This window comes from Streptomyces sp. HUAS MS02 (assembly GCF_055702265.1).
Genome location: NZ_CM146747.1, coordinates 7,168,167 through 7,189,968 on the forward strand (window position 1 = coordinate 7,168,167; position 21,802 = coordinate 7,189,968).

At 73.2% G+C, this 21,802-nt stretch carries 18 protein-coding genes; 8 read left to right on the forward strand and 10 right to left on the reverse strand.

The features are described from left to right. Positions 1-391 precede the first annotated feature (391 nt). The 4 genes from ACZ9QC_RS30815 to ACZ9QC_RS30830 form a co-directional block, all read right to left on the reverse strand. Positions 392-1,033, reverse strand: coding sequence for a GntR family transcriptional regulator (locus tag ACZ9QC_RS30815; RefSeq protein WP_045555398.1), 642 nt, complete (start codon positions 1,031-1,033; stop codon positions 392-394). Positions 1,034-1,290: 257 nt separating this feature from the next. Further along, positions 1,291-3,144, reverse strand: coding sequence for a 2-oxoglutarate dehydrogenase, E2 component, dihydrolipoamide succinyltransferase (gene sucB / locus ACZ9QC_RS30820; protein WP_472916100.1), 1,854 nt, complete (start codon positions 3,142-3,144; stop codon positions 1,291-1,293). A gap of 60 nt (positions 3,145-3,204) precedes the next feature. Continuing rightward, entirely contained in the window at positions 3,205-4,593 is a 1,389-nt protein-coding gene (gene lpdA, locus ACZ9QC_RS30825) for a dihydrolipoyl dehydrogenase (protein WP_184895068.1), read from the reverse strand. 302 nt (positions 4,594-4,895) lie between these two features. Then, a complete protein-coding gene (locus tag ACZ9QC_RS30830) occupies positions 4,896-6,443 on the reverse strand; it encodes a leucyl aminopeptidase (protein WP_472916101.1) in 1,548 nt (515 codons plus the stop codon). Between the two features lie 490 nt (positions 6,444-6,933). On the opposite strand from ACZ9QC_RS30830, the gene ACZ9QC_RS30835 reads away from it, so the two are divergent. From ACZ9QC_RS30835 to ACZ9QC_RS30855, 5 genes are all read left to right on the forward strand, one after another. Beyond that, positions 6,934-8,967: a hypothetical protein gene (locus ACZ9QC_RS30835; RefSeq protein ID WP_472916102.1), complete on the forward strand. Its 2,034-nt coding sequence runs from the start codon at positions 6,934-6,936 to the stop codon at positions 8,965-8,967. A gap of 139 nt (positions 8,968-9,106) precedes the next feature. Beyond that, entirely contained in the window at positions 9,107-10,606 is a 1,500-nt protein-coding gene (gene pelF / locus ACZ9QC_RS30840; RefSeq protein ID WP_472921859.1) for a GT4 family glycosyltransferase PelF, read from the forward strand. Beyond that, positions 10,603-12,108: a hypothetical protein gene (locus ACZ9QC_RS30845; RefSeq protein WP_472916103.1), complete on the forward strand. Its 1,506-nt coding sequence runs from the start codon at positions 10,603-10,605 to the stop codon at positions 12,106-12,108. Before pelF ends, ACZ9QC_RS30845 begins: the two co-directional genes overlap by 4 nt. Beyond that, the gene (locus ACZ9QC_RS30850; RefSeq protein ID WP_472916104.1) at positions 12,105-12,809 is read left to right on the forward strand and encodes a spherulation-specific family 4 protein; all 705 of its coding nucleotides are present in this window, start codon (positions 12,105-12,107) and stop codon (positions 12,807-12,809) included. The genes ACZ9QC_RS30845 and ACZ9QC_RS30850 overlap by 4 nt, the downstream gene beginning before the upstream one ends. After that, complete coding sequence (locus ACZ9QC_RS30855; protein WP_472916105.1) at positions 12,806-13,612, forward strand: endo alpha-1,4 polygalactosaminidase; 807 nt, start codon at positions 12,806-12,808, stop codon at positions 13,610-13,612. Before ACZ9QC_RS30850 ends, ACZ9QC_RS30855 begins: the two co-directional genes overlap by 4 nt. 26 nt (positions 13,613-13,638) lie before the next feature. Here ACZ9QC_RS30855 and ACZ9QC_RS30860 read toward each other — a convergent pair whose 3' ends face one another. Then, positions 13,639-14,448 (reverse strand): adenosylcobinamide-GDP ribazoletransferase, encoded by an 810-nt coding sequence (locus ACZ9QC_RS30860; RefSeq protein WP_472916106.1) that lies wholly within the window; start codon positions 14,446-14,448, stop codon positions 13,639-13,641. A gap of 70 nt (positions 14,449-14,518) precedes the next feature. Between ACZ9QC_RS30860 and ACZ9QC_RS30865 the strand changes: the two genes are divergently transcribed. Further along, positions 14,519-15,274 carry a hypothetical protein gene (locus ACZ9QC_RS30865; RefSeq protein ID WP_472916107.1) on the forward strand — a complete coding sequence of 252 codons (756 nt, stop codon included), beginning with the start codon at positions 14,519-14,521 and terminating at the stop codon, positions 15,272-15,274. On the opposite strand, the gene ACZ9QC_RS30870 is transcribed toward ACZ9QC_RS30865, so the two are convergent. After that, entirely contained in the window at positions 15,226-15,930 is a 705-nt protein-coding gene (locus ACZ9QC_RS30870) for a hypothetical protein (RefSeq protein WP_472916108.1), read from the reverse strand. The genes ACZ9QC_RS30865 and ACZ9QC_RS30870 overlap by 49 nt on opposite strands. Positions 15,931-16,190: 260 nt before the next feature. Beyond that, positions 16,191-17,303, reverse strand: coding sequence for a nicotinate-nucleotide--dimethylbenzimidazole phosphoribosyltransferase (gene cobT, locus ACZ9QC_RS30875; protein WP_472916109.1), 1,113 nt, complete (start codon positions 17,301-17,303; stop codon positions 16,191-16,193). A 162-nt stretch (positions 17,304-17,465) separates the two neighbouring features. Between cobT and ACZ9QC_RS30880 the strand changes: the two genes are divergently transcribed. Next, positions 17,466-18,377 (forward strand): class I SAM-dependent methyltransferase, encoded by a 912-nt coding sequence (locus tag ACZ9QC_RS30880; protein WP_472916110.1) that lies wholly within the window; start codon positions 17,466-17,468, stop codon positions 18,375-18,377. Here the strand turns inward: ACZ9QC_RS30880 and ACZ9QC_RS30885 are convergent. Then, positions 18,366-19,568, reverse strand: a complete 1,203-nt coding sequence (locus ACZ9QC_RS30885; protein ID WP_472916111.1) for a bifunctional adenosylcobinamide kinase/adenosylcobinamide-phosphate guanylyltransferase — start codon at positions 19,566-19,568, stop codon at positions 18,366-18,368. The genes ACZ9QC_RS30880 and ACZ9QC_RS30885 overlap by 12 nt on opposite strands. A 304-nt stretch (positions 19,569-19,872) precedes the next feature. Between ACZ9QC_RS30885 and ACZ9QC_RS30890 the strand changes: the two genes are divergently transcribed. Beyond that, positions 19,873-20,085, forward strand: a complete 213-nt coding sequence (locus ACZ9QC_RS30890) for a hypothetical protein (RefSeq protein ID WP_033528198.1) — start codon at positions 19,873-19,875, stop codon at positions 20,083-20,085. A 236-nt stretch (positions 20,086-20,321) separates the two neighbouring features. Here ACZ9QC_RS30890 and ACZ9QC_RS30895 read toward each other — a convergent pair whose 3' ends face one another. Both ACZ9QC_RS30895 and ACZ9QC_RS30900 read right to left on the reverse strand, forming a co-directional pair. Then, positions 20,322-20,966 (reverse strand): class I SAM-dependent methyltransferase, encoded by a 645-nt coding sequence (locus ACZ9QC_RS30895; RefSeq protein WP_472916112.1) that lies wholly within the window; start codon positions 20,964-20,966, stop codon positions 20,322-20,324. Positions 20,967-21,124: 158 nt separating this feature from the next. Then, entirely contained in the window at positions 21,125-21,754 is a 630-nt protein-coding gene (locus ACZ9QC_RS30900; RefSeq protein ID WP_184895086.1) for a DUF3043 domain-containing protein, read from the reverse strand. Between the last annotated feature and the right edge of the window lie 48 nt (positions 21,755-21,802).

A 21,802-nucleotide genomic window follows, 5' to 3' on the forward strand; every position in this document is an offset into this window, starting at 1 on the left:
AGGGTTCGGGGGTGCCCTTGGTCTTTGGCAGGACAGGGCTGGGGCTTCGGTGGAAGCCCGTCGGCGACTGTAACCCGCTGATCGATGATCGATCAAAGGGTTGCGGGCAAAATATCTTGATCACGAGAAAGTCGGCACGGGGTGCCTTCGGCGACGACACCGGGTGCCTTGCCGATCCGGGGTTTGTGCAGGTGGGGCGGCGTTTGAGCGGGGGTTCGCTCAGGGGGGTGGGTGGGTTGGGGTGCGTTGGTGGGTGCGGCTCCGGTGGGGCTTTCTCGCGCAGTTCCCCGCGCCCCTTGAAAGCATGGAATGAGCCCGGGTGACCAAGGAACGCGGGGAACTGCGCGACCAGCCCCCACCGGGCCCGCAGCCGAAAACGCACCCCCGACGACTACGCCGGCTCGTCGTCCGTGTGCGGGGCGCAGCCCAGGACGTGGGCCTTGACCAGATCAGCGATCCGCGGGTCACGGCGGCGGAACGCGGCCACCAACTCCTCGTGCTCCTCGGCGTACGACTGCTGGACCGTCCCCAGCCACCGGATCGACAGCGCCGTGAAGACCTCGATCCCGAGCCCCTCCCACGTGTGCAGCAGCACCGAGTTGCCCGCGGCCCGCACCAGCTCGCGGTGGAACGCCACCGTGTGCCGCACCTGGGACGTACCGTCGGCGTTCCGGTCGGCCTCGTACAGCGCGGCCACGTGCGGCTCCAGCGCCGAGCAGTCCTCCGCCAGCCGCTCCGCCGCCAGCTCCGCCGCGATCGCCTCCAGGCCCGCCCGAACCGGGTAGCTCTCCTCCAGGTCGGCCGCCGTCAGGTTCCGCACCCGTACGCCCTTGTTCGGCGCGGATTCGATCAACCGCAGCGACTCCAGCTCGCGCAGCGCCTCCCGCACGGGAGTCTGGCTGACCTCCAGCTCCGTCGCGATCCGCCGCTCCACGATCCGCTCGCCCGGCTTCCACCGTCCGCTCACGATCCCCTCCACGATGTGCTCGCGGATCTGTTCGCGCAGCGAGTGGACGACGGGCGCGGTGGTCATGCGGGCTCCTTCGGCGGGGGACAGAGCCCCAAGGGCGTTGACCTCTAGACAATAAAGCCGTGGCCGTTCGGGGGAGAGGCGCACGGGGGTGCTTTCGCGCAGGTGAGACGAGACTTACACGCTCCCATCGGCGACCGGTTTGTAAAGACCCGTACCGGCCAGGCTCAAGGGCCTCGTCCGGGACGCGGCCCGAACACAGCGGTGCCCCGCCCGGAGAACTCCGGGCGGGGCACCGTCGTCACACGTGCACCCAGGGGCTACAGACCGAGCTCGACCTCGAACTCGCCCGCCTCCAGGATCGCCTTGACGGCCGTCAGGTAACGGGCCGCGTCGGCGCCGTCGACCAGACGGTGGTCGTAGGAGAGGGTCAGGTAGGTCATGTCGCGGACGGCGATGACCGTGCCCTCCTCCGTCTCCAGGACGGCCGGGCGCTTGACCGTGGCACCGATGCCGAGGATCGCGACCTGGCCCGGCGGCACGATGATCGTGTCGAAGAGCGCGCCGCGCGAACCCGTGTTGGAGATCGTGAAGGTCGCGCCGGACAGCTCGTCGGGCGTGATCTTGTTGGCGCGGACCTTGCCGGCCAGCTCCGCCGTGGCCTTGGCGATACCGGCGATGTTGAGGTCACCGGCGTGCTTGATGACCGGGGTCATCAGGCCCTTCTCGGAGTCCACCGCGATACCGATGTTCTCGGTGTCGAAGTAGGTGATCGTGCCCTCGGCCTCGTTGATCTTGGCGTTGATGGGCGCGTGCGCCTTCAGCGCCTGGGCGGCGGCCTTGACGAAGAACGGCATCGGGGAGAGCTTGACGCCCTCGCGTGCCGCGAAGGAGTCCTTCGCGCGGGCGCGCAGCCTCATCAGACGCGTGACGTCGACCTCGACGACCGACGACAGCTGCGCCTGCTCGTGCAGCGCCTTGACCATGTTGTCGCCGATGACCTTGCGGATGCGCGGCATCTTGACGGTCTGGCCACGGAGGGGGGACGCCTCCAGGGAGGGCGCCTTCTTCGCGGCGGCGACCGGGGCTGCGGCGGCCGGAGCCGGGGCAGCGGCGGCGGCCTTCGCGGCCTCGGCGGCGGCGATGACGTCCTGCTTGCGGATACGACCGCCGACGCCGGTGCCCTTGACGGAGCCCAGGTCGACACCGTTCTCGGCGGCGAGCTTGCGCACCAGCGGGGTGACGTAGGCGCCCTCGTCGGTGGCCTGGGTGGCGGCGGACGCGGGCGCGGCCGGAGCGGCGGCCGGGGCCGGGGCGGCCGGGGCGGGAGCCGGGGCGGCCGGAGCAGCGGCGGCGGGCGCCGGAGCCGGGGCAGCCGGAGCCGGAGCCGGGGCAGCCGGAGCCGGAGCCGGGGCAGCCGGAGCCGGAGCCGGGGCCGGAGCGGCGGGCGCGGGAGCCGGGGCGGCAGGGGCCGGGGCGGCCGGGGCCGGGGCAGCGGCGGCGGGCGCCGGAGCCGGGGCGGCCGGGGCAGCCGCCGGAGCGGCACCGGGGGCGCCGATGACGGCCAGCTTGGCACCGACCTCGGCGGTCTCGTCCTCGGCGACCGTGATCTCCAGCAGCACACCGGAGGTGGGCGCCGGGATCTCGGTGTCGACCTTGTCCGTGGAGACCTCGAGCAGCGGCTCGTCGGCCTCGACGGAGTCGCCGACCTCCTTCAGCCAGCGGGTGACGGTGCCCTCGGTGACGGACTCGCCGAGCGCCGGGAGGACCACGTCGGTGCCCTCGGCGGAGCCGCCGCCGGTGGCCGCCTCGGCGGTCGGGGCCGGAGCGGGCGCGGCCTGCTCGGTGGAGGGCTGGGCCGCGGCGGGCTCGGGGGCCGGCGCCGGAGCCGGGGCCTCCTCGGCGGCCGGGGCGGGGGCGGCGGCGGGCGCGCCCGTGCCGTCGTCGATCAGCGCCAGCTCGGCGCCGACCTCGACGGTCTCGTCCTCGGCGACCTTGATGGAGGCGAGGATGCCTGCGGCGGGGGAGGGGATCTCGGTGTCGACCTTGTCGGTCGAGACCTCGAGCAGCGGCTCGTCGGCCTCTACACGCTCACCCTCGGCCTTCAGCCAGCGGGTGACGGTGCCCTCGGTGACGCTCTCGCCGAGCGCCGGAAGGGTTACGGAAACCGCCATGGTTTCTGTTGCTCCTTAACGATTGCGGAAGTCTGGATCGTCGCTTCGTCGACCGAGGGGTCAGTCGTGCGAGTGCAGCGGCTTGCCCGCGAGGGCCAGGTGGGCCTCGCCGAGCGCCTCGCTCTGCGTCGGGTGGGCGTGGATCAGCTGGGCGACCTCGGCGGGGAGGGCTTCCCAGTTGTAGATCAGCTGGGCCTCGCCCACCTGCTCGCCCATGCGGTCGCCGACCATGTGGACGCCGACCACGGCACCGTCCTTGACCTGGACGAGCTTGATCTCGCCCGAGGTGTTCAGGATCTTGCTCTTGCCGTTGCCCGCGAGGTTGTACTTCAGAGCGACGACCTTGTCCGCGCCGTAGATCTCCTTGGCCTTGGCCTCGGTGATGCCCACGGAGGCGACCTCGGGGTGGCAGTACGTCACCCGGGGGACACCGTCGTAGTCGATCGGAACGGTCTTCAGGCCGGCCAGACGCTCCGCGACCAGGATGCCCTCGGCGAAGCCGACGTGCGCGAGCTGGAGCGTCGGGACCAGGTCACCGACGGCGGAGATGGTCGGGACGTTCGTGCGCATGTACTCGTCGACCAGGACGTAGCCGCGGTCCATGGCGACGCCCTGCTCCTCGTAGCCGAGACCGGCGGAGACCGGGCCACGGCCGACGGCGACGAGCAGGACCTCGGCCTCGAACTCCTTGCCGTCGGCGAGGGTGACCTTGACACCGTCCTGGGTGTACTCGGCCTTCGAGAAGAAGGTGCCCAGGTTGAACTTGATGCCGCGCTTGCGGAAGGCGCGCTCAAGAAGCTTCGAGCTGTTCTCGTCCTCGACGGGGACGAGGTGCTTCAGGCCCTCGATGACGGTGACCTCGGAGCCGAAGGACTTCCACGCGGAGGCGAACTCGACGCCGATGACGCCGCCGCCCAGGATGATCGCGGACTTGGGCACGCGGTCCAGGACGAGGGCGTGGTCCGAGGAGATGATGCGGTTGCCGTCGATCTCCAGGCCCGGCAGCGACTTCGGCACGGAGCCGGTCGCCAGCAGGACGTGACGGCCCTGGACACGCCGGCCGTTCACATCGACGGAGGTCGGGGAGGACAGACGGCCCTCACCCTCGATGTAGGTGACCTTGCGGGAGGCGACGAGACCCTGCAGACCCTTGTAGAGGCCGGAGATCACGCCGTCCTTGTACTTGTGCACCCCGGCGATGTCGATGCCCTCGAAGGTGGCCTTCACACCGAACTGCTCGCTCTCGCGGGCCTGGTCGGCGATCTCGCCCGCGTGGAGCAGGGCCTTCGTGGGAATGCATCCCCGGTGCAGGCAGGTGCCGCCGACCTTGTCCTTCTCGATCAGGGCGACGTCCAGGCCCAGCTGCGCCCCGCGCAGGGCCGCGGCGTAACCACCGCTACCACCGCCGAGGATCACTAGGTCGAAAACGGTGCTGGCGTCGTTCGCCACGTCACGTCCTCCATGCATGTGCGCCGTACGCCGGTCGTCCGAGACCCGCGCGGCGGCTGGTGTCCGGCCGCTCTTCTTCGGCCCTGTGGTGGGGGCCCTGTCCTGCCGAGCCCCATCTTCGCACTTGTCGCGGGCGAACGAGACGCCGGGCCGGGGTGTGAGACACCACACGCTCAGATGTGACAGAGGGCCGAGGGGCCGCGCCCCGTCAGGGGCGCGGGGAACTGCGCGACCAGCCCCCACGCCCCCGCACTCGCCGTACTACCGAGTACCACCGACCGGATCGAGTTCCTGGGCGAACATCACCCCAGGTCGCCGGAGGCAGCCCGCTCGGCCAGCCGCACCAGCGTCCGCACGGCGGTCCCGGTCCCGCCCTTCGGCGTGTACCCGAACGGGCCGCCCTCGTTGAACGCCGGCCCCGCGATGTCCAGGTGCGCCCAGGTGATGCCCTCGCCCACGAACTCCTTCAGGAACAGCCCGGCGACCAGGCCGCCGCCGTACCGCTCGCCCATGTTCGCGATGTCGGCGGTCGGCGAGTCCATGCCCTTGCGCAGGTGCTCCGGCAGCGGCATCGGCCACGCCGGCTCGCCGGACTCCTCCGCCGCCTCGTGCACCGCGGAGCGGAACGCGTCGTCGTTGGCCATGATCCCGAAGGTCCGGTTGCCCAGCGCCAGCATCATCGCCCCGGTCAGCGTCGCCACGTCGACGATCGCGTCCGGCTTGTCCTCGGACGCCTTGGCGAGCGCGTCGGCCAGGACCAGGCGGCCCTCGGCGTCGGTGTTCAGCACCTCCACCGTCTTGCCGCTGTACATGCGCAGCACATCACCCGGGCGGGTGGCGGAGCCGGACGGCATGTTCTCGGCGAGGGCGAGCCAGCCCGTGACGTTGACCTCCAGCTTGAGCCGGGCGGCGGCGACGACCGCGGCGAACACGGCGGCGGCGCCGCTCATGTCGCACTTCATCGTCTCGTTGTGCCCGGCGGGCTTGAGCGAGATACCGCCCGAGTCGTACGTGATGCCCTTGCCGACGAACGCCAGGTGCTTCTTCGCCTTGGAGCTGGTGTACGACAGCTGCACCAGCCGGGGCGTGGCCGCGGAGCCCGCGCCGACGCCGAGGATGCCGCCGTAGCCGCCCTTGGCGAGGGCCTTCTCGTCGAGGACGGTCACCTTGATGCCGTGCTCCTTGGCCGCGGTCTGCGCGACGGCGGCGAAGGCCTCGGGGTCGAGGTCGTTCGGCGGGGTGTTGATGAGGTCGCGGGCGCGGTTCAGCTCCTCGGTCACCGCGATCGCGCGCTCGACGGCCGCCTTGTGGGCCTTGTCGCGGGGCTTCGCGCCGAGCAGGACGACGTCGGCGAGCGGCGCCTTGCCGTTCTTCGCCTTCGCGTCCTTGTCCGAAGGGGCCTGCCCCTTGTAGACGTCGAACGAGTAAGCGCCCAGCAGCGCGCCCTCGGCCACGGCGGCCACGGCGGCGGCGTCGGCCACGGGCAGCGCGAACGCGGCCTTCTTCGTGCCGGTCAGGGCGCGGGCCGCGGCACCGGCCGCGCGGCGCAGCGTCTCCGCGGCGAACGTGCCGTCCTTCTCGGGCACCGCGCCCAGGCCCACCGCCACCACGAGCGGAGCCTTGAAGCCGGACGGCGCGGGCAGCTTGGTCACCTCGCCCTCGGCGCCCGTGGCGCCGAGGGTCTCCAGGAGGCCGGCCAGCTTGCCGTCGTACGCCTGGTCCACGGCCTCGGCACCCGGCGCTACGACCAGGTCCCCGGACCGGGATGCAGGGCCCTTCGCGACACCGACCACGAGCGCGTCGGCCCGGAGGCCCGACACGGCGGCGGTGCTGAGAGTGAGAGCAGTCACGGTGGTGAAATCTCGCTTCCGATTGAGTTTCGGTGGCCGAACGGATGGGTCGACGTGCCGGGAACGAGCCTAGGCCCTTGTTCGGCCCATCGGACCTGGGGCGTCGGCCGGTTGCGCCGCGCCCTCCGTATGGCGTCCGCTGCGACCAGCCTCCCCGACTTTGCCTCCCGGACGTGCAGGGAGATCCCCATGGCTGAGGGATAGGGGGATCCCTTATCGCGACTGCGCGGGGCGCGCATCCATGGTCCTCGCGCGTGGTGCCGACGGTCTTCGCGCGTAGCGTCGGCCACCGGTTTCGATCATCCCTGCGGGCGTTCACCCCTATGTGGCTTCATGGTCATTTTCGTGCCCTCATGTGCCCTGACCTGGGTGAGACTCGTCCCGCCGGTGAGTGATCAACTCATCTCATCGGTCTGCATCGTTTCCACTGCTTCCCCTCGGTGCGGCCGTTCAGTCCGGCCCCGGGGGACTTCTCGGGGAAAGGGCGAACATGGCGCACAGCGTGGCCGGATGGAGAGGTGCCGGAGCCTTCGTGGCGACGACGAGCCTGCTGGTGGCGGGCCTCGGCATACCGGGAGCGTCGGCCGCCGCCGCACCGCGTGTCGACCTGCGGGTGCTGGTGGTGGACAACGGCGACAGCCCCGTCCAGGCCATCACCGCCGAACTGAGGAGCACCGGTGTCCCGTACACCCGCGTGAACCTGAACGACGCGAACCGCCCGACCATCGACGCGGCCTTCCTGAGCGACACGGCCGGTGGCACCCCGCGCGCCCGGTACCAGGGCGTGGTCCTGCCCAACGAGGCCCCCTTCGGCCCGGGTTCGGCCGAGCAGACCGCCCTGGAGACCTACGAGCGGACGTACGGCATCCCGCAGGTCGACGCCTACACCTGGGCGCACCCCGGGGTCGGCCTCGACCACACGAGCGAGGGCGGCTGGGCCGGTTCCCTCGACGGCCGCGAGGCCACGGTGACCGACGCCGGCCGGGCGAGCCGCTTCGGCTACCTCGACGGGCGGTTCACCTTCGAGGACAACTCCGCCTCCACCCAGGAGAGTTACGGCTTCGTCGCCCGGCCCCGCACCGGCTACACCAGCTATGTCGACCTCCCGGTGCCCGGCGGCAGCGGCCGGGGCAGCCTGGTCGGCGAGTACGCCCACGACGGACGCCGCGAGCTGGTGGTCACGTTCGCCTACAACCAGCACCAGCGGCAGTTCCGGGTACTGGCCCGGGGCATCGTGGAGTGGCTGACGGACGGCGTGCACCTCGGCCGGAGCCGGAACTACTTCGGCGTCCACATCGACGACGTCTTCGCGCCCGACAGCCGCTGGGACACCGAGAACAACTGCACCCCCGGCAGCTTCAACTGCGGCGACGGGGAGGGCGCCCAGGCCGAACCCATCCGGATGACGGCCGCCGACGCGGAGTACGCCGAGCAGTGGCAGCGGTCCAGCGGCTTCACCCTCGACATGGTCTACAACGGCGGCAGCGGCGAGGAGTGGAAGGAGGCGAACGGCGGCACGGACGCCCTCGCCGACCGGCTGATCGCCGACAGAGCCGCGTACCGCTGGATCAACCACACCTACACCCACCAGTACCTCGGCTGCCTCCAGGACACCTCGACCGTCCCGTGGAGCTGCGCGAAGAACACGGACGGCACCACCCGCTACCTGAGCCGGGCCGACATCGCCGCGCAGATCCGCGACAACCACGCGTGGGCGGTCGCGCGCGGCCTGCCCGTGCGGCGCGACGAACTGGTGACCGGCGAGCATTCCGGCCTGCGGACCCTGCCGCAGCAGCCGGACGACAACCCGAACCTCGCGGGCGCCCTCGCCGACAACGGTGTCATGTGGATCGCCTCCGACAACTCCCGCGAACCGGCCCAGCGTCCGGTCGGCGCCGCGCTGACCGTGCCGCGCCACCCGATGAACGTCTACTACAACGTCGGCACGGCCGCGGAGATGGTCGACGAGTACAACTGGGTCTACACCTCGGCGGCCGACGGCGGCAGCGGCGTCTGCGAGAACGACGCCGCCTCCACCTGCCTGGCCGCCCCGCTGGACCCGGCCACCGGGTACACGTCGCACATCGTCCCGCAGGAGGTCCGCACGGCCCTGCTGCACGCCGTCGGCAACGACCCGCGACCGCACTACGCGCACCAGTCCAACCTGGCCGAGGAACGGCTGCTCTACCCGGTCCTGGACCGGGTGCTCGCCGACTACCGGGCGCTCTTCGCCTCCGACACCCCGCTGGAGAACCCCCGGCACAGCGCGGTCGGCACCGAGCTGAGGCGCCGGGCCGCCTGGCAGACCGCGCTCGCGAACGGCACGGTCACGGCCTACCGGATCGGCACGACGGTGACGGTGACGGCGCCCAGGGGGACGGAGATCCCGGTGACGGCCCCGAAGGGGACCGTGCAGCAACTATCGGTGGGCACCACCGCGTTCGGGACCCCGTACGCAGGCGCCCGCTCGGCCTGGACGACGCCCGCGACACTGCAGTCGGCCGTAAAGCTGAAGTTGCCGTAGAGCGCCCCGAAGGGGCGCGGGGAACTGCGCGATCGACCCCCACCGACCCGCGGTCGGCGTCCGGGCCCGCAGTTCCCCGCACATCATCCGAACAAGCAGGGGGAGCAGCGCAGCCGTGCGTACCGGCAGTCATGTCACCATGCTCACCGAAGGCACCTATCCGCATGTCCACGGCGGGGTCAGCACCTGGTGCGACCAGCTCGTCAGAGGCATGCCCGACGTCGAGTTCCACCTCGTGTCGCTCACCGGAACCGGCCGCGAACCCGTGACCTGGGACCTGCCGCCGAACGTGTACCGGCACACCTCCGTACCGACCTGGGGCCCGCGCCCCGGCCGCGCCCGCGCCCCGTACGGCGCGGCCCGCCGCCGCTTCACCGACTCCTACGAGCGGCTGCTGCTCTCCGTCCTCGACCCCGACGCGCCCCGGGGCTTCGAGGAGGCCCTCCACGAGCTGGCCCGACTCGCCCGCGAGGGACGCCTGTCGGCGGCCCTGCGCACCGAGTCCGCGCTCCGCTCGCTGATGTGGATCTGGACGCTGCCCCACCTCCCGACGGCCGCCGCGCACCCCACGGTCCACGACGCGCTCACCGCGACCGACCTGCTGGAACACTCCCTGCGGCCGCTCGGCGCCCGGATCCCCGAGGACTGCGTGGCCCACGCGGTCAGCGGCGGCCTCGCCACCTTGCCCGCGCTCGCCGCCCGCGCGCTGGACGGCGTACCGTTCCTCCTCACCGAGCACGGCATCTACCTGCGCGAGCGCTACCTGGGCCACCGCGCCGCCGACCAGCGCTGGCCCGTCAAGGCATTCATGCTCGGCTTCCACCGCGAGCTGACCAGGGCCGGCTACCGCGCCGCCGACCTCATCACCCCCTGCAACCGGTACAACCGCCGCTGGGAGGAGCGCGGCGGCGCCGACACCGACCGGATCCGCACGGTCTACAACGGCGTCGACCCGGCCGCCTTCCCACACGCCGGCCCCGAACCCGAGGTGCCCACCCTCACCTGGTGCGGACGCGTCGACCCCATCAAGGACCTGGAGACGCTCCTGCACGCGTACGCCCTCATCCGCGCCGAACTCCCCGGGACCAGGCTGCGGTTGTTCGGGCCCGTGCCGCCCGGCGGCGAGGAGTACCGCACCGAGCTGGAGAAACTCGCCGCCGAACTGGGCGTCACCGACGGGCTCACCTTCGAGGGCCGCATCAGCGAGGTGTGGCGGGCCTACGCGGCCGGACACGTCGTCATGCTCTCCTCGATCTCGGAGGGCTTCCCGTACTCCCTCATCGAGGCCATGTCCTGCGGCCGTACGACCGTGGCGACCGATGTCGGAGGGGTCCGCGAGGCGGTCGGCGACACCGGGATCGTCGTGCCGCCCCGCGAGCCGGAGACCATGGCCGACGCCGCGCTCGCCCTCCTGCGCGACGACGAACGCCGCCGCGGCCTCGGGGAGTCGGCGCGGCGGCGGGTGATCGACCGGTTCACCCTGCGCCGGTCCGTGGACGCCTTCCGCATGATCTACCAGGAACTCGCGGGCCGGGACGACATCGTGTACGCGCCCGCGCCCGCCACGGTCGCCGACTGGACCGCCGAACTGCGCGACCCCTGGTACCGGACCGGCACGACGGACGGAACCGACCGATGAGCGGCCACCCGACCCCGCCGCCCCCGGGCGCACGGCCCGCCCCGCTGCCCGGCGTCCCCCGGCCGCGCCGCCCGCGCCGGGCCGAGCCCGATCCCATCGACCGACTGGCCGAGCGGCACCGGGAGTTCATCGCCGCCGCCGTCCACCCGGACGAGATCGCCGCCCTGCTGGAGTCCGACGGCATCTCGGACGCCCGGACCCGCGCACGCTACGGCTGTCGCAACTCCTTCGCCCTCGCCGAGGAGCTGTACGAACGCGTCGAGCGCGCCCACCCCGAACCGGCCGGGCCCGCGCACGACCCCTGGCGGATCGGCCTGCTCGGCTGCCTCCTGCGGGGCGTCGTCTTCGCCCTCCCCGGTCTCGCCTACGTCCTCGGCGCGCCCCTCCTGGCCGGCCCCCGCGACGGCTCCGGCCTGCCCGCCGGCACGGTCCCGCTGCTGGCCGGCGCCCTGTGCGGCTGGATGTGGAACCAAGGGCTCGCCCACCGGGCCTACTCCTGGCTCGCCCTGGGCGACCGCGACGCATGCCGCCGCTCCCTGGCCCGCGGGGTCCCGGCGGGCGCCCTGCTCTGCACGGCGGTCGCCTGCCTGGCGGCCGACGGCGACCCGGGCGCGGTGGCCTTCGCCGCCGGCGAGGCCTGCTACCTGGGCGCCGCGACCGTCCTGCTCGTCCTGGGCCGCGAACGGGCCCTGCTGCACTGCCTGTTGCCCATGACCGCGGGAGCACTGGTCGCCCTGGCCCGGCCGGTGCCCGACTGGGCCGGACTCACCCTGCTGACCGCCTCCCTGGTGACGGTCGTGCTCCTCGCCCTCCACGAGGTGGCGCCCGCCCTGCGCGAGCGGGGCGCCGCGGGCCGCCGGCCCCGACCCGCCCCCCTCCTCGGCACGCCCGGCGGGGTCCCCGGGCAGGGCCCCGCGGCGCCCCGGCTCTCCGCCTCCGTCCCGTACGCCGTCTTCGGCCTCGGCACCGGAGTGCTGGTGCTCCACGCGACGCTCGGGGAGGTCGTCGCCCACGGGGGCGGCACGGCCGCCGCACCCGCCGCCGTGGCCCTCACCCTCAGCATGGGCCCCGCCGAATGGCTGCTGTACCGCTTCCGCAGCGAGGGCCTCGCCGGACTGCGCTCCACCCGCACACCGGGCGCCTTCTGGCGGGCCACCGCCGTGACCCTGGTCCAGTGCCTGGCGGGCTACCTCGCCACCCTGCTGGTCCTGGCCCACGCCACCGCCGCGTTGTGGCCCGCGGCCCCGGACCTCGACGGCGTCCATCTCGCCGGCCTGCTCCTGCTGGGCGCGGTGCTCTGGACCGGCCTGCTGCTCCAGTCCTTCGGCGCGGTCCCGGGCGCCGCGGCCGTCTGCTGTGCCACGGCCGCGGCCCAGACCTTCGCCCTGGCGACCCACCCGGGCGACCCGCACGGGATCGGCCTGCTGGTGCACGGCGTCGCCGCCGCGCTCCAAGCGGGCCTGGTCTGCGGCCTGTTGGGAAGGGCGACGGCGCACCGATGACCGCACACGCGACCGCGCGCCCGGACACCGGCCGCGCCTCCCACCCCTCCCTTTTGGTTCCCTACTACGAGCACCCCTGTGACCGCCCCGCCGAATGGCACGCCGTCGTCGACGCCGCGCCCCGCCTCTACGGCGTCGTCCTCAACCCGGCGAACGGGCCGGGCGACGCTCCCGACCCGGCGTTCATCCGGGTCGCGGGCCGGCTGCGGGCGGCCGGCGTACGGCTCCTCGGGTACGCCGACACCGGCTACGGCCGCCGACCCGTCACCGATGTCGTACGGGAGCTGACCCGCTACCACGCCTGGTACGGCACCGACGGGGCGTTCCTCGACCAAGTGGCCTCCGAACCGGACGAGTTCGACCACTACCGACGGCTCGCCGCAGCCGTCTGGGGCGCCGGCGCCGACACCCTCGCCCTCAACCCCGGCACCCCACCGCACCCCGCGTACGCCCGGATCGCCGACCTCGTCGTCACCTTCGAGGGCAGCTGGGAGACGTACCGGGACCTGCCGCCCGAGCCCTGGCGCGGCGGCAACGGGGGGCTCGGGGCGCGGGTGTGCCATCTGGTGCACGGGGTGCCGCCGGGCACCGACGTCGCGGGTGTCGCCCGCGCTCGGGGCGCCTCCGTGCACTGCGCGGTGCCCGGGGTGGGGGATCATCCGTGGGGTACGTTGCCGCACGCCTTGGAGCCCCCACGATGAGCCGCTTCCTCGCCCGCAGCGCCCTGCTGCCCCTCCTCCTGCTGATGGCGGGGTGCACGGCCTCCGACGACCGGCCCGGCACCGGACGCGCCACGGGCGAGAGCGCCCGCTGGCGACCGGAGCCGGGCACCGAGTGGCAGTGGCAGCTCAGCGGGCGCCTGGACACCTCCGTCGACGTCCCCGTGTACGACATCGACGGCTTCGACCAGTCGGCCGACACCGTCGCCGAACTGCACGACGACGGCCGCAAGGTCATCTGCTACCTCTCCACCGGTGCCTGGGAGGACTGGCGTCCGGACGCCCGCGACTTCCCGAAGTCGGTGATAGGCAAGGGCAACGGCTGGGAGGGCGAACGCTGGCTCGACATCCGCGCCACCGACGTCCTCGAACCGCTGATGGCCGCCCGTATCGACATGTGCGCGGAGAAGGGCTTCGACGCGGTCGAGCCCGACAACATGGACGGCTACCGCAACGACACCGGCTTCCCCCTCAAAGCCGCCGACCAACTCCGCTACAACCGCCTCGTCGCCCGCCTCGCCCATGAACGGGGCCTCGCGGTCGGCTTGAAGAACGACCTCGACCAGATACCCGAACTCGTCGACGACTTCGACTTCGCGGTCAACGAACAGTGCGCCCAGTTCGAGGAGTGCGAGGACCTCACCCCGTTCATCGAGGCGGGCAAGGCCGTCTTCCACGTCGAGTACGAGATGGAGACGGGCGACTTCTGCCCCGAGGCCCGCCGTCTGGAGCTGAGCTCGCTGCTGAAGAAGTGGGAACTGGGGGTGTGGCGGGAGGCCTGCTGACCCCGGGGGGAGGGGACGGGGAGGGCTCAGCCGAGGGCGAAAACCACCAGCGCCGCCGTCGCCGCCGTCTCCGCGAGACCGCCGAACACATCACCGGTGACGCCCCCGAACCGCCGGACGCAGTGCCGCAGAAGCACCTCGGCGGCCGCACAGGCGAGGACGACCGCGAGGACCGTACGGCCGATGTCGTACGGCCCGAGCAACGCGCCCGTGCCCGCCGCCACGCACCCGGTCAGCGTGGCCACGAGCAGCGCGCCGCGCACCGGCACCACCCCGGCCACCGCCGCCCCCAGCCCCTCCGGCCGGGCGGCGGGCACCCCGGCCCGCGCGGCCAGGGTCAGGGCCAGCCGGGCGGCGGTCGCGCCGACCACCGCCGCGAGCGCGCCCAGCGCCCAGGACTCGCCGTACGCCTCGGTGAGCGCGGCGACCTGGGCCAGCAGGACGAGGACGAGGGTGACGACACCGAACGGCCCGATGTCCGACTGCTTCATGATCCGCAGGGCGTCCTCGGCGGGCCTGCCGCTGCCGAGACCGTCGGCGGTGTCGGCGAGCCCGTCCAGGTGCAGGCCCCGGGTGAGCGCGGCCGGCACGGCGACGGAGGCCACGGCGGCGAGCAGCGGCCCGGCCCCCAGGAACAGCAGAAGGCCGCCGAGCAGGGCCGCGCCCAGACCGACGACCAGCCCGGCGACGGGCGCGCACAGCATCCCGGCGCGCGCCGCCTCACGGTCCCAGCGGCGCACGGTCACCGGCAGCACGGTGAGGGTGCCGAAGGCGAACCGCAGGCCGTCGGCGAGCGTCGGACGGGGCGGGGCAGGGGGCTCGGGGGTCGTGGACACCGGCGCAGGCTACCCGTCGCGGTGGACCGGCTCGGCGGCGCCCGGGAGCAGTACTGGATAAAGTTCGCATATGGGTTACTGGTGGGAGCGGAACATCATCGAGCCGGGCAAACTGCCGCTGTTGTTCGCGCTCACCGCGTTCATCCTGACGTTCCTGATCACCCGGGTCGTCACCCGGCTCATCCGCGCCGGCAAGGGGCCGTTCCGCAACATCAGCGGCAGCGGTGGCGTCCACATCCACCACGTCGTCCCCGGAGTCCTCCTCACCATCGCCGGCGGCTTCGGCGCGGTGGCCAGCGACGGGCACGGTCTCGGCGCGCTGATCTCCGCCGTGCTGTTCGGCATGGGCGCGGGTCTGGTGCTGGACGAGTTCGCGCTGATCCTGCACCTCGACGACGTGTACTGGAGCGAGGCCGGCCGCAAGAGCGTCGAGATGGTCGTGCTGACGGCCGCCCTGGTGGGGCTGATGCTGGTCGGCTTCCTGCCCTTCGGCGTCAACGACCTCAGCGAGGAGGAACTCCAGGACCGGGGAGCCGTCCTGGTCAGCATGGGCACGAACTTCCTCATCGCCCTGATCGCCCTCGCCAAGGGCAAGGCCCGCACCGCGATCTTCGGCGTGATCATCCCGATCGTCGCCGTCGTCGGAGCCGTCCGGCTGGCCCGCCCCACCTCCGCCTGGGCCCGCCGCTTCTACCGCCGCAGACCGCGCGCCCGCGCCCGAGCCTGGAAGCGCGCCTACCACCACGACCGCCGCTGGGTGATCCCCAGCCGCCGCCTTCAGGACTGGATCGGCGGCACCCCGGACGCGACCCCCGAGCGCCACTGACGGACGGCCTGCGCAGCGCACACCACCAGCACCACCGCGATGGCCGCCAGATGCTCCTTGCCCGCGAGGTTCTCCTTCACCAGCACCTCGACGGCCATCGCCACGACCACCGCGCCCGCCGTGACGTAGGCGCGGTACCGCCAGCCCACGTACACGGCGAGCCCGACCACGGCCGCCGACGGGCCGGTGTCCACGACCCGCGCGTCCGACGCGGGCAGCCCCAGGAGGGGGACGTCCGGACCGAGCGCAACGCCCACGCGCGCGTACAGCGTGCCGGCCAGCGTGGCCAGGTACGCGACCGCGAGGGTCCGCAGCCGTCCCAGACAGATCTCCGCGATACCGAACACGATCAGGATCTGCGCCAACGCGCCCCACACCGGCAGGTCCAGCGCCGGTACGAACAGGGAGAGCGGGGTGCGTGCCAGGGCCGTCCAGAGCGGGTCCTCCGCCCGTACGGCCCCGGCGTTCTCGACGAACCGGTAGCCCCAGGACTGCTGGTGCGTGACGTGGACGACGGCCGCGAGACAGACGGCCGTGACCGTCATCGGGATCGCCCGCAGCCGCCGCTGCGCGAGGGGCGGGCGCACGGTGGTGTACAGGAGCCCCCACTCGGCGCGGGCCCAGCGGGCGGCTCTGCCCGTACGCGTCTGCTTCATCCTCACGCCGTCAGAAGACGGGGCGGGGGAGTGCGAAGTTGAGCGGGGACGGAGTGATGCCGATCTCGTCGGGTTCCTGTGGGGTGCGTTGTCGGGTGCGGCTCCGGTGGGGCTTCTCGCGCAGTTCCCCGCGCCCCTGAAAAGCAGGGGCTGCGCCCCGTGCTTTTCAGGCCCGCAGGGCCTGGTCTTTCAGGGGCGCGGGGAACTGCGCGACCAGCCCCCACCGACCCGCACCCGACAACGCACCCCAGGGCCGCCCCCTAAGTCGCGTCGTACTCCTCCCCGAGGTTCTTCTCCTCGGCCTTCCCCGGCTCCACCCCCCCGGCGGCCTCCCGCTCAGGCAGCTCCGCCGCCAACGCCGCCGCCGCCCGCACCAGCGGCAGCGCCAGCAGCGCGCCCGCGCCCTCGCCGACCTTCACCCCGTGGTCGAGCAGCGGCTCGATGGCCATCCGGTCCAGCGCCTTGGCCTGCGCAGGCTCCCCGCTGCCCTGCCCGGCCAGCCACCAGTCCGGCGCCCGGAACGCGACGCGCTGGGCGACCAGCGCGCACGCCGCCGACACCACCCCGTCCAGGATCACCGGCGTCTTGCGCACCGCGCTCTGCAGCAGGAACCCGGTCATGGCGGCGAGATCCGCCCCACCCACGGTCGCCAGCAACTGCAACTGGTCCCCGAGCACCGGCCGGGCCCGCCGCAGGGAGTCCCGTACGGCCGCGCACTTGCGCATCCACGTCAGGTCGTCGATCGTCCGACCGCCGCGCCCGGTCACGACGGACGCGTCGGTCCCGCACAGTCCGGCGACGAGGACCGCCGCCGCCGTGGTCCCCCCGACACTCACATCACCGAGGACGACGAGGTCGGTACCGGAGTCCGCCTCCTCGTCCGCGAGGGCGACGCCCACCCGGAACGCGGCCTCCGCCTCCTGAGCCGTCAGGGCGTCCTCGACGTCGATACGCCCGGACCCGCGCCGCACCCGATGCCGTACGACCTCGGCGGGCAACGCCTCCGGGTCGCAGTCGAGCGCGAGGTCCACCACGCGGACGGGTACGCCGAGCTGACGGGCCAGCACCGCCACCGGGCTGCTGCCGTCCAGGACGCCCCGCACCAGCTCCACCGCCGTGCCCGCGGCCCGCGCGGAGACGCCGAGTTCGGCGATCCCGTGGTCGCCCGCGAACAGCAGCACCCGGGGCCGTTCGATCGGCCGCACCGGCACGGCCGACTGCGCCGCCGCCAGCCACTCACCCAGTTCGTCGAGGCGGCCCAGCGCCCCGGGCGGCACGATCTGCCTCTCCCGGCGCGCCTCGGCGTCGCGGCGCACCCCACCGTCGGGGCGCTCGATCAGATCGGTGAAGTCGTCGAGATTAAGCGAGCTCATTCGCCGAACAGTACCGGCAGGGATCGAACACGACCGCGCCACACCATGACCCCGCGACGCACGAACGTCCCACCGCGCCAACGGCACGTCATTGCACCGGGGACCGGGCTCACGTACGTACCTTTTTGGGGCGAATGTCCCTACGTCGCCCCAGGAGCCGCCATGTCCCCCACCCCGCGGCCGGAGCCCGGCCCACTCGCGCCGGGAGTCGACCCCTTCCATGAACCGCGCCGGGAGGACTGCCCCTGGTGCGGCTCGCGGCAGTTGCGTACCCGGGTGCGCGCGCCGGAGGGGCGGCGGCGTACGCCGGGCACGTTCGTGGTGGACGAGTGCCGGGACTGCGCGCACGCCTTCCAGAACCCCCGGCCCACGACGGACGGGCTGCTGCTGCGGTACCACCAGCACGCCGCCGAGGACGAGTTCGGCACGCACCCCCTCGGGCGGCGCCGCCGCCGGCACCTGCGGGGCGCCGCCCGCGCGCTGCTGCGGTACCCCGAACCGGAGAGCTGGCTCGACGTCGGCACCGGACACGGCCACTTCCCGGAGACCGCGCGCGAGATCCACCCGTACACCTCCTTCGACGGTCTCGACCCGACCCCGCGCGTCGACCGGGCATGGGAGGCGGGGCGTGTGGAGGAGGCGTACCGGGGCCTGCTCACCGACCCCGCGATCACCGCGCGGCTGCGCGCCCGCTACGACGTGGTGAGCATGCTCCACCACCTCGAACACACCGCGGACCCCCGCGAGGAGCTCCGTGCCGCCCGCGCGGTGCTGCGCCCCGGCGGCCTGCTGCTGCTCGAAGTCCCGGACCCGGCCCGCCCGTTGGGGCCGCTGCCCGCCAGGAACCGGCGCCTCTGGAAGCCGTGCGACCGCCCCCGTCCCCTGCACCTCGTGCCCCTGCGCAACCTGCTCGCCGAACTGCGTTCCCTGGGCTTCGAGGTCCTCACGGCCCGCCCGTGCACCCCTCTCCCGCCCCGCGCGCACCGCATTCTCGCGCGCCGTGCCACACCACCGGCCGCCCCCGCGGCCCCCCGGGCGCCGATGGTCGAACGGGCGGACCCCTCAACCCCGTAGCGACAGCGCCTGCCCCGCCACCACCAGCAGCACGTGCTCGCACTCCTGCCCGAAGGCCGCGTTCAGACGGCCGAGTTCATCGCGGTAGCGGCGGCCGGAGGCGGTGGCGGGGACGATGCCGGAGCCGACCTCGTTGGAGACGGCGACCAGTGTGCGGCGCGTGTGCCGTACGGCCTCGGTGAGCTCGGTGACACGCGCCCGGAGCGCGCGCTCCCCGCCCCCGGCCCACTCCGCGTCGTCCCACGCCCCCACCGCGTCCATGGCGTCCGTCAGCCACAGCGAGAGACAGTCCACGAGCAGCGGCGCCCCGTCGTCGTCCTTCAGCAGCGGGACGAGGTCGCAGGTCTCGACCGTGCGCCAGGAACCGGGCCGCCGCTCGCGGTGCGCGGCGACCCGCTCGGCCCACTCCCCGTCGCCGCCGCGCAGTCCGCCGGTGGCCACGTACAGGACGTCCGGGAACGCCTCCAGCCGCCGCTCGGCCTCCACCGACTTCCCGGACCGCGCCCCGCCGAGCACCAGCGTGCGCCGCGGCACATCGGGGACGTCCTCGTAGGCGCCCACCACCAGCGTCGTCCCGTCCGGCACGGTGCGCGCGCCCGCCGCCGCGAGCCGGCGCGGCAACTCGCCGTCCGCCGGCACGTCGTGGTCGATGTGCACGGCCACGACATCGGTCGTCGGGCCCACCGCCCCCGCCGCCCGCAGCCGCGCCAGCGCGTCCGGCCGCCCCAGCACGTCGAGGAGCACCATGTCGTACGGCTCCGACCGCTCCTCCACACCGGCGGGCGCGGCCCCCGGCGGCAGATACAGCAGCCGCTCACCGCCCGGACCGGTCACCGCGTACCCGGTCCCGGGCGCGTCCAGGGCCCGTGCCCGCACCCGGTGTCCGCTCAGCAGCGCCAGCTCCCGCCCGTCCGGCACCCGCACGGGCTGCGGCAACCCCGCCGGCACCTCCACGGCGGGCCCGTTGTGCGGGTGCGACAGCAGTACCTGCCGCACTCCGGTGAGCGTGCGCCCGGCGCGCGCGGCCGCGAGGGCGGCGCCCGGAGTGAGGTCGAGCAGCAGTGTGCCGTCCACGAGCAGCGCGGTCGCCCCGCGCGCGGCCACACCGAGCGCGGTCGCGCACACCGCACACGGACAGTCGGGGCGGGGCAGCCCCGCGGGGGCGCCGGTGCCGAGCAATGTCAGTTCCACATGGACGATTTTCCCGCGTCCCGATGAGTACCCGCAGATCTTGCGCGTCCGACCAGCGTCGGATCAGGTCACAGGGGGAGCCGCGGCGCCTCATAAGCGCCGGTGAGCGGGGTCCGGTGCGTGCGGCTGCAAGGCGGAGGAGGGAGTCGACGCGGAGCGTCGGCGAGCGACGACAACGCGGCAGACGTGCGTACCGGACCCCGCGTCTGGGACATGATCCGACGGACAGGCCCTAGGCTCAGAGGGAACCGGATCTTGCTCGGTGCCCGGGTGTGGCGCCGGGCCGGTACTTACGGAGGCTCACATGGCGGCATGGACGTGGCGGTTCGAGAAGGCCGACGGGACGGAGGTCCAGCCCGCGGTCCAGCCCGAGGAGTTCACGACCCAGGGGGATGCCGAGTCGTGGATCGGCGAGCACTGGAAAGCGCTGCTGGAGGGTGGCGCCGACCAGGTCCGTCTCTTCGAGGACACGACGGAGATCTATGGGCCGATGAGTCTGCACGCGCAGGACGCGTAGCGCTCCGCGGCGGGCGGGGTCCCTGTACGGGGCTCCGCCCCGATCCCGCGGAGGGATGGGGTGCGATGGGGTGCCCTGGGGTGCGTGGGCGAGCGCGGGCCCGGTGGGGCTTCTCGCGCAGTTCCCCGCGCCCCTTGGTCACCCGGGCTCACCCCATGCTTTTCAGGGGCGCGGGGAACTGCGCGACCAGCCCCCACCCACCCGCACCCGCCCACGAAACCCGCACCCCCGAGCTATCAGGCGCCCCGGCCCCGCACCCCGCACAGGTGCAGCAGCGCCGCCACCTGGCGATAGGGATCCGTCCGCCCCGCCCGTTCCTCCGCGGCGAGGAGCACCTCGAGATCCCCCGCCCCCTCCGGGAGCCCCGCGTCGTCCGCCGCCAGGTCCGTGAACACCCGCACCCCGTACCAGGCGTGCAGCGGCGCCCCGATCCCCGCGAGCGCGTCCGTCAGGGTCTCCAACCGATCCGCCCGCACATCCAGCCCGAGCCGGTTCCGGTACGCGGTGGTGTCGAACGCGGCCAGCGCCCCGGCCCAGTCCCCGGCGAGCCCCGCCCGCATCGCGAGCGCGTCCCCGTTGCGGACGAGCAGCGACAGCAGCCCACCCGGCGCCAGCATCCGCGCCAGCCCGGCCAGCAGGGCGTCGGGCTCCTCGACGTACATCAGCACCCCGTGACAGAGCACCACGTCGAAGCTGCCCGGCAGGAAGTGCACACCCGTGTCCCGGCCGTCGCCCTCGACGATCCGCATCCGCCCGCGGATGCCCTCGGGCTCGGCGGCGACCGCCTCCCGGGCCACGGCGATCAGCTTCGACTCGCGCTCGATCCCGGTCACCGCGTGTCCGGCCCTGGCCAGCCGCAGCGCCTGCGTGCCCTGCCCCATGCCCACGTCGAGCACCCGGAGCCGCTGCCCGACCGGGAAACGGCCGGCTATCTGCTCGTCGACCTGGCGCGAGACCAGCTCCTGTCGTACGACCTCACGCAGCGTGCCCAGTCGGTCCAGCCATGCCTGCGCGGCACCTTCGGAGAAAGGGGTCGTGCTCAGGGCCGCTCTCCGCGCTTGACCTGCGGCTTGGGCAGCCGGAGGCGACGCATCTGGAGCGTGCGCATCAGGGCGTAGGCCACGGCGCCCTTGGTGTTCGCGTCGGGGAAGCGCTCACGCAGCTGCTTCTTCAGACGGAACCCGAGGCTGATCGAGTCGACCACGATCAGCACGATCACGAAGAGCCACAGCAGCAGCGAGATGTTCTTCAGCGAGGCCTGCGGGAGCGCGCTCATGATGAGGATGATCACGGCCAGCGGCAGGAAGAACTCCGCGATGTGGAACCGCGAGTCGACGTAGTCACGGGCGAACCGGCGGACCGGGCCCTTGTCCCGCGCCGGTAGATACCGCTCGTCACCGGTGGCCAGCGCCTGGCGCTGCTTCTCCATCGCGGCACGGCGCTCGTCGCGGGAGCGCTTGGCGGCCTCCTTGCGCGTCGTCGGCGTATTGGCGACGCTTCGGCGCTGCCCTTGGGCCACACTCCGCTTCGGAGTGGGGCGCCCCTTGGGGGCCTGCGGGTCACGGGTCTGCTTGGAGTCGGTCACCAGCGCCTTGTCGGCGACCGATTCCTTCTCGCTCTTGGCGCGGCTACGGAACACAAAACCCAAGGGTACGGGGTGCCGGGGCATGGACCCCAGCCGAGTGGGGAACGATCCGGCAACACCCGGCGTCCGTAC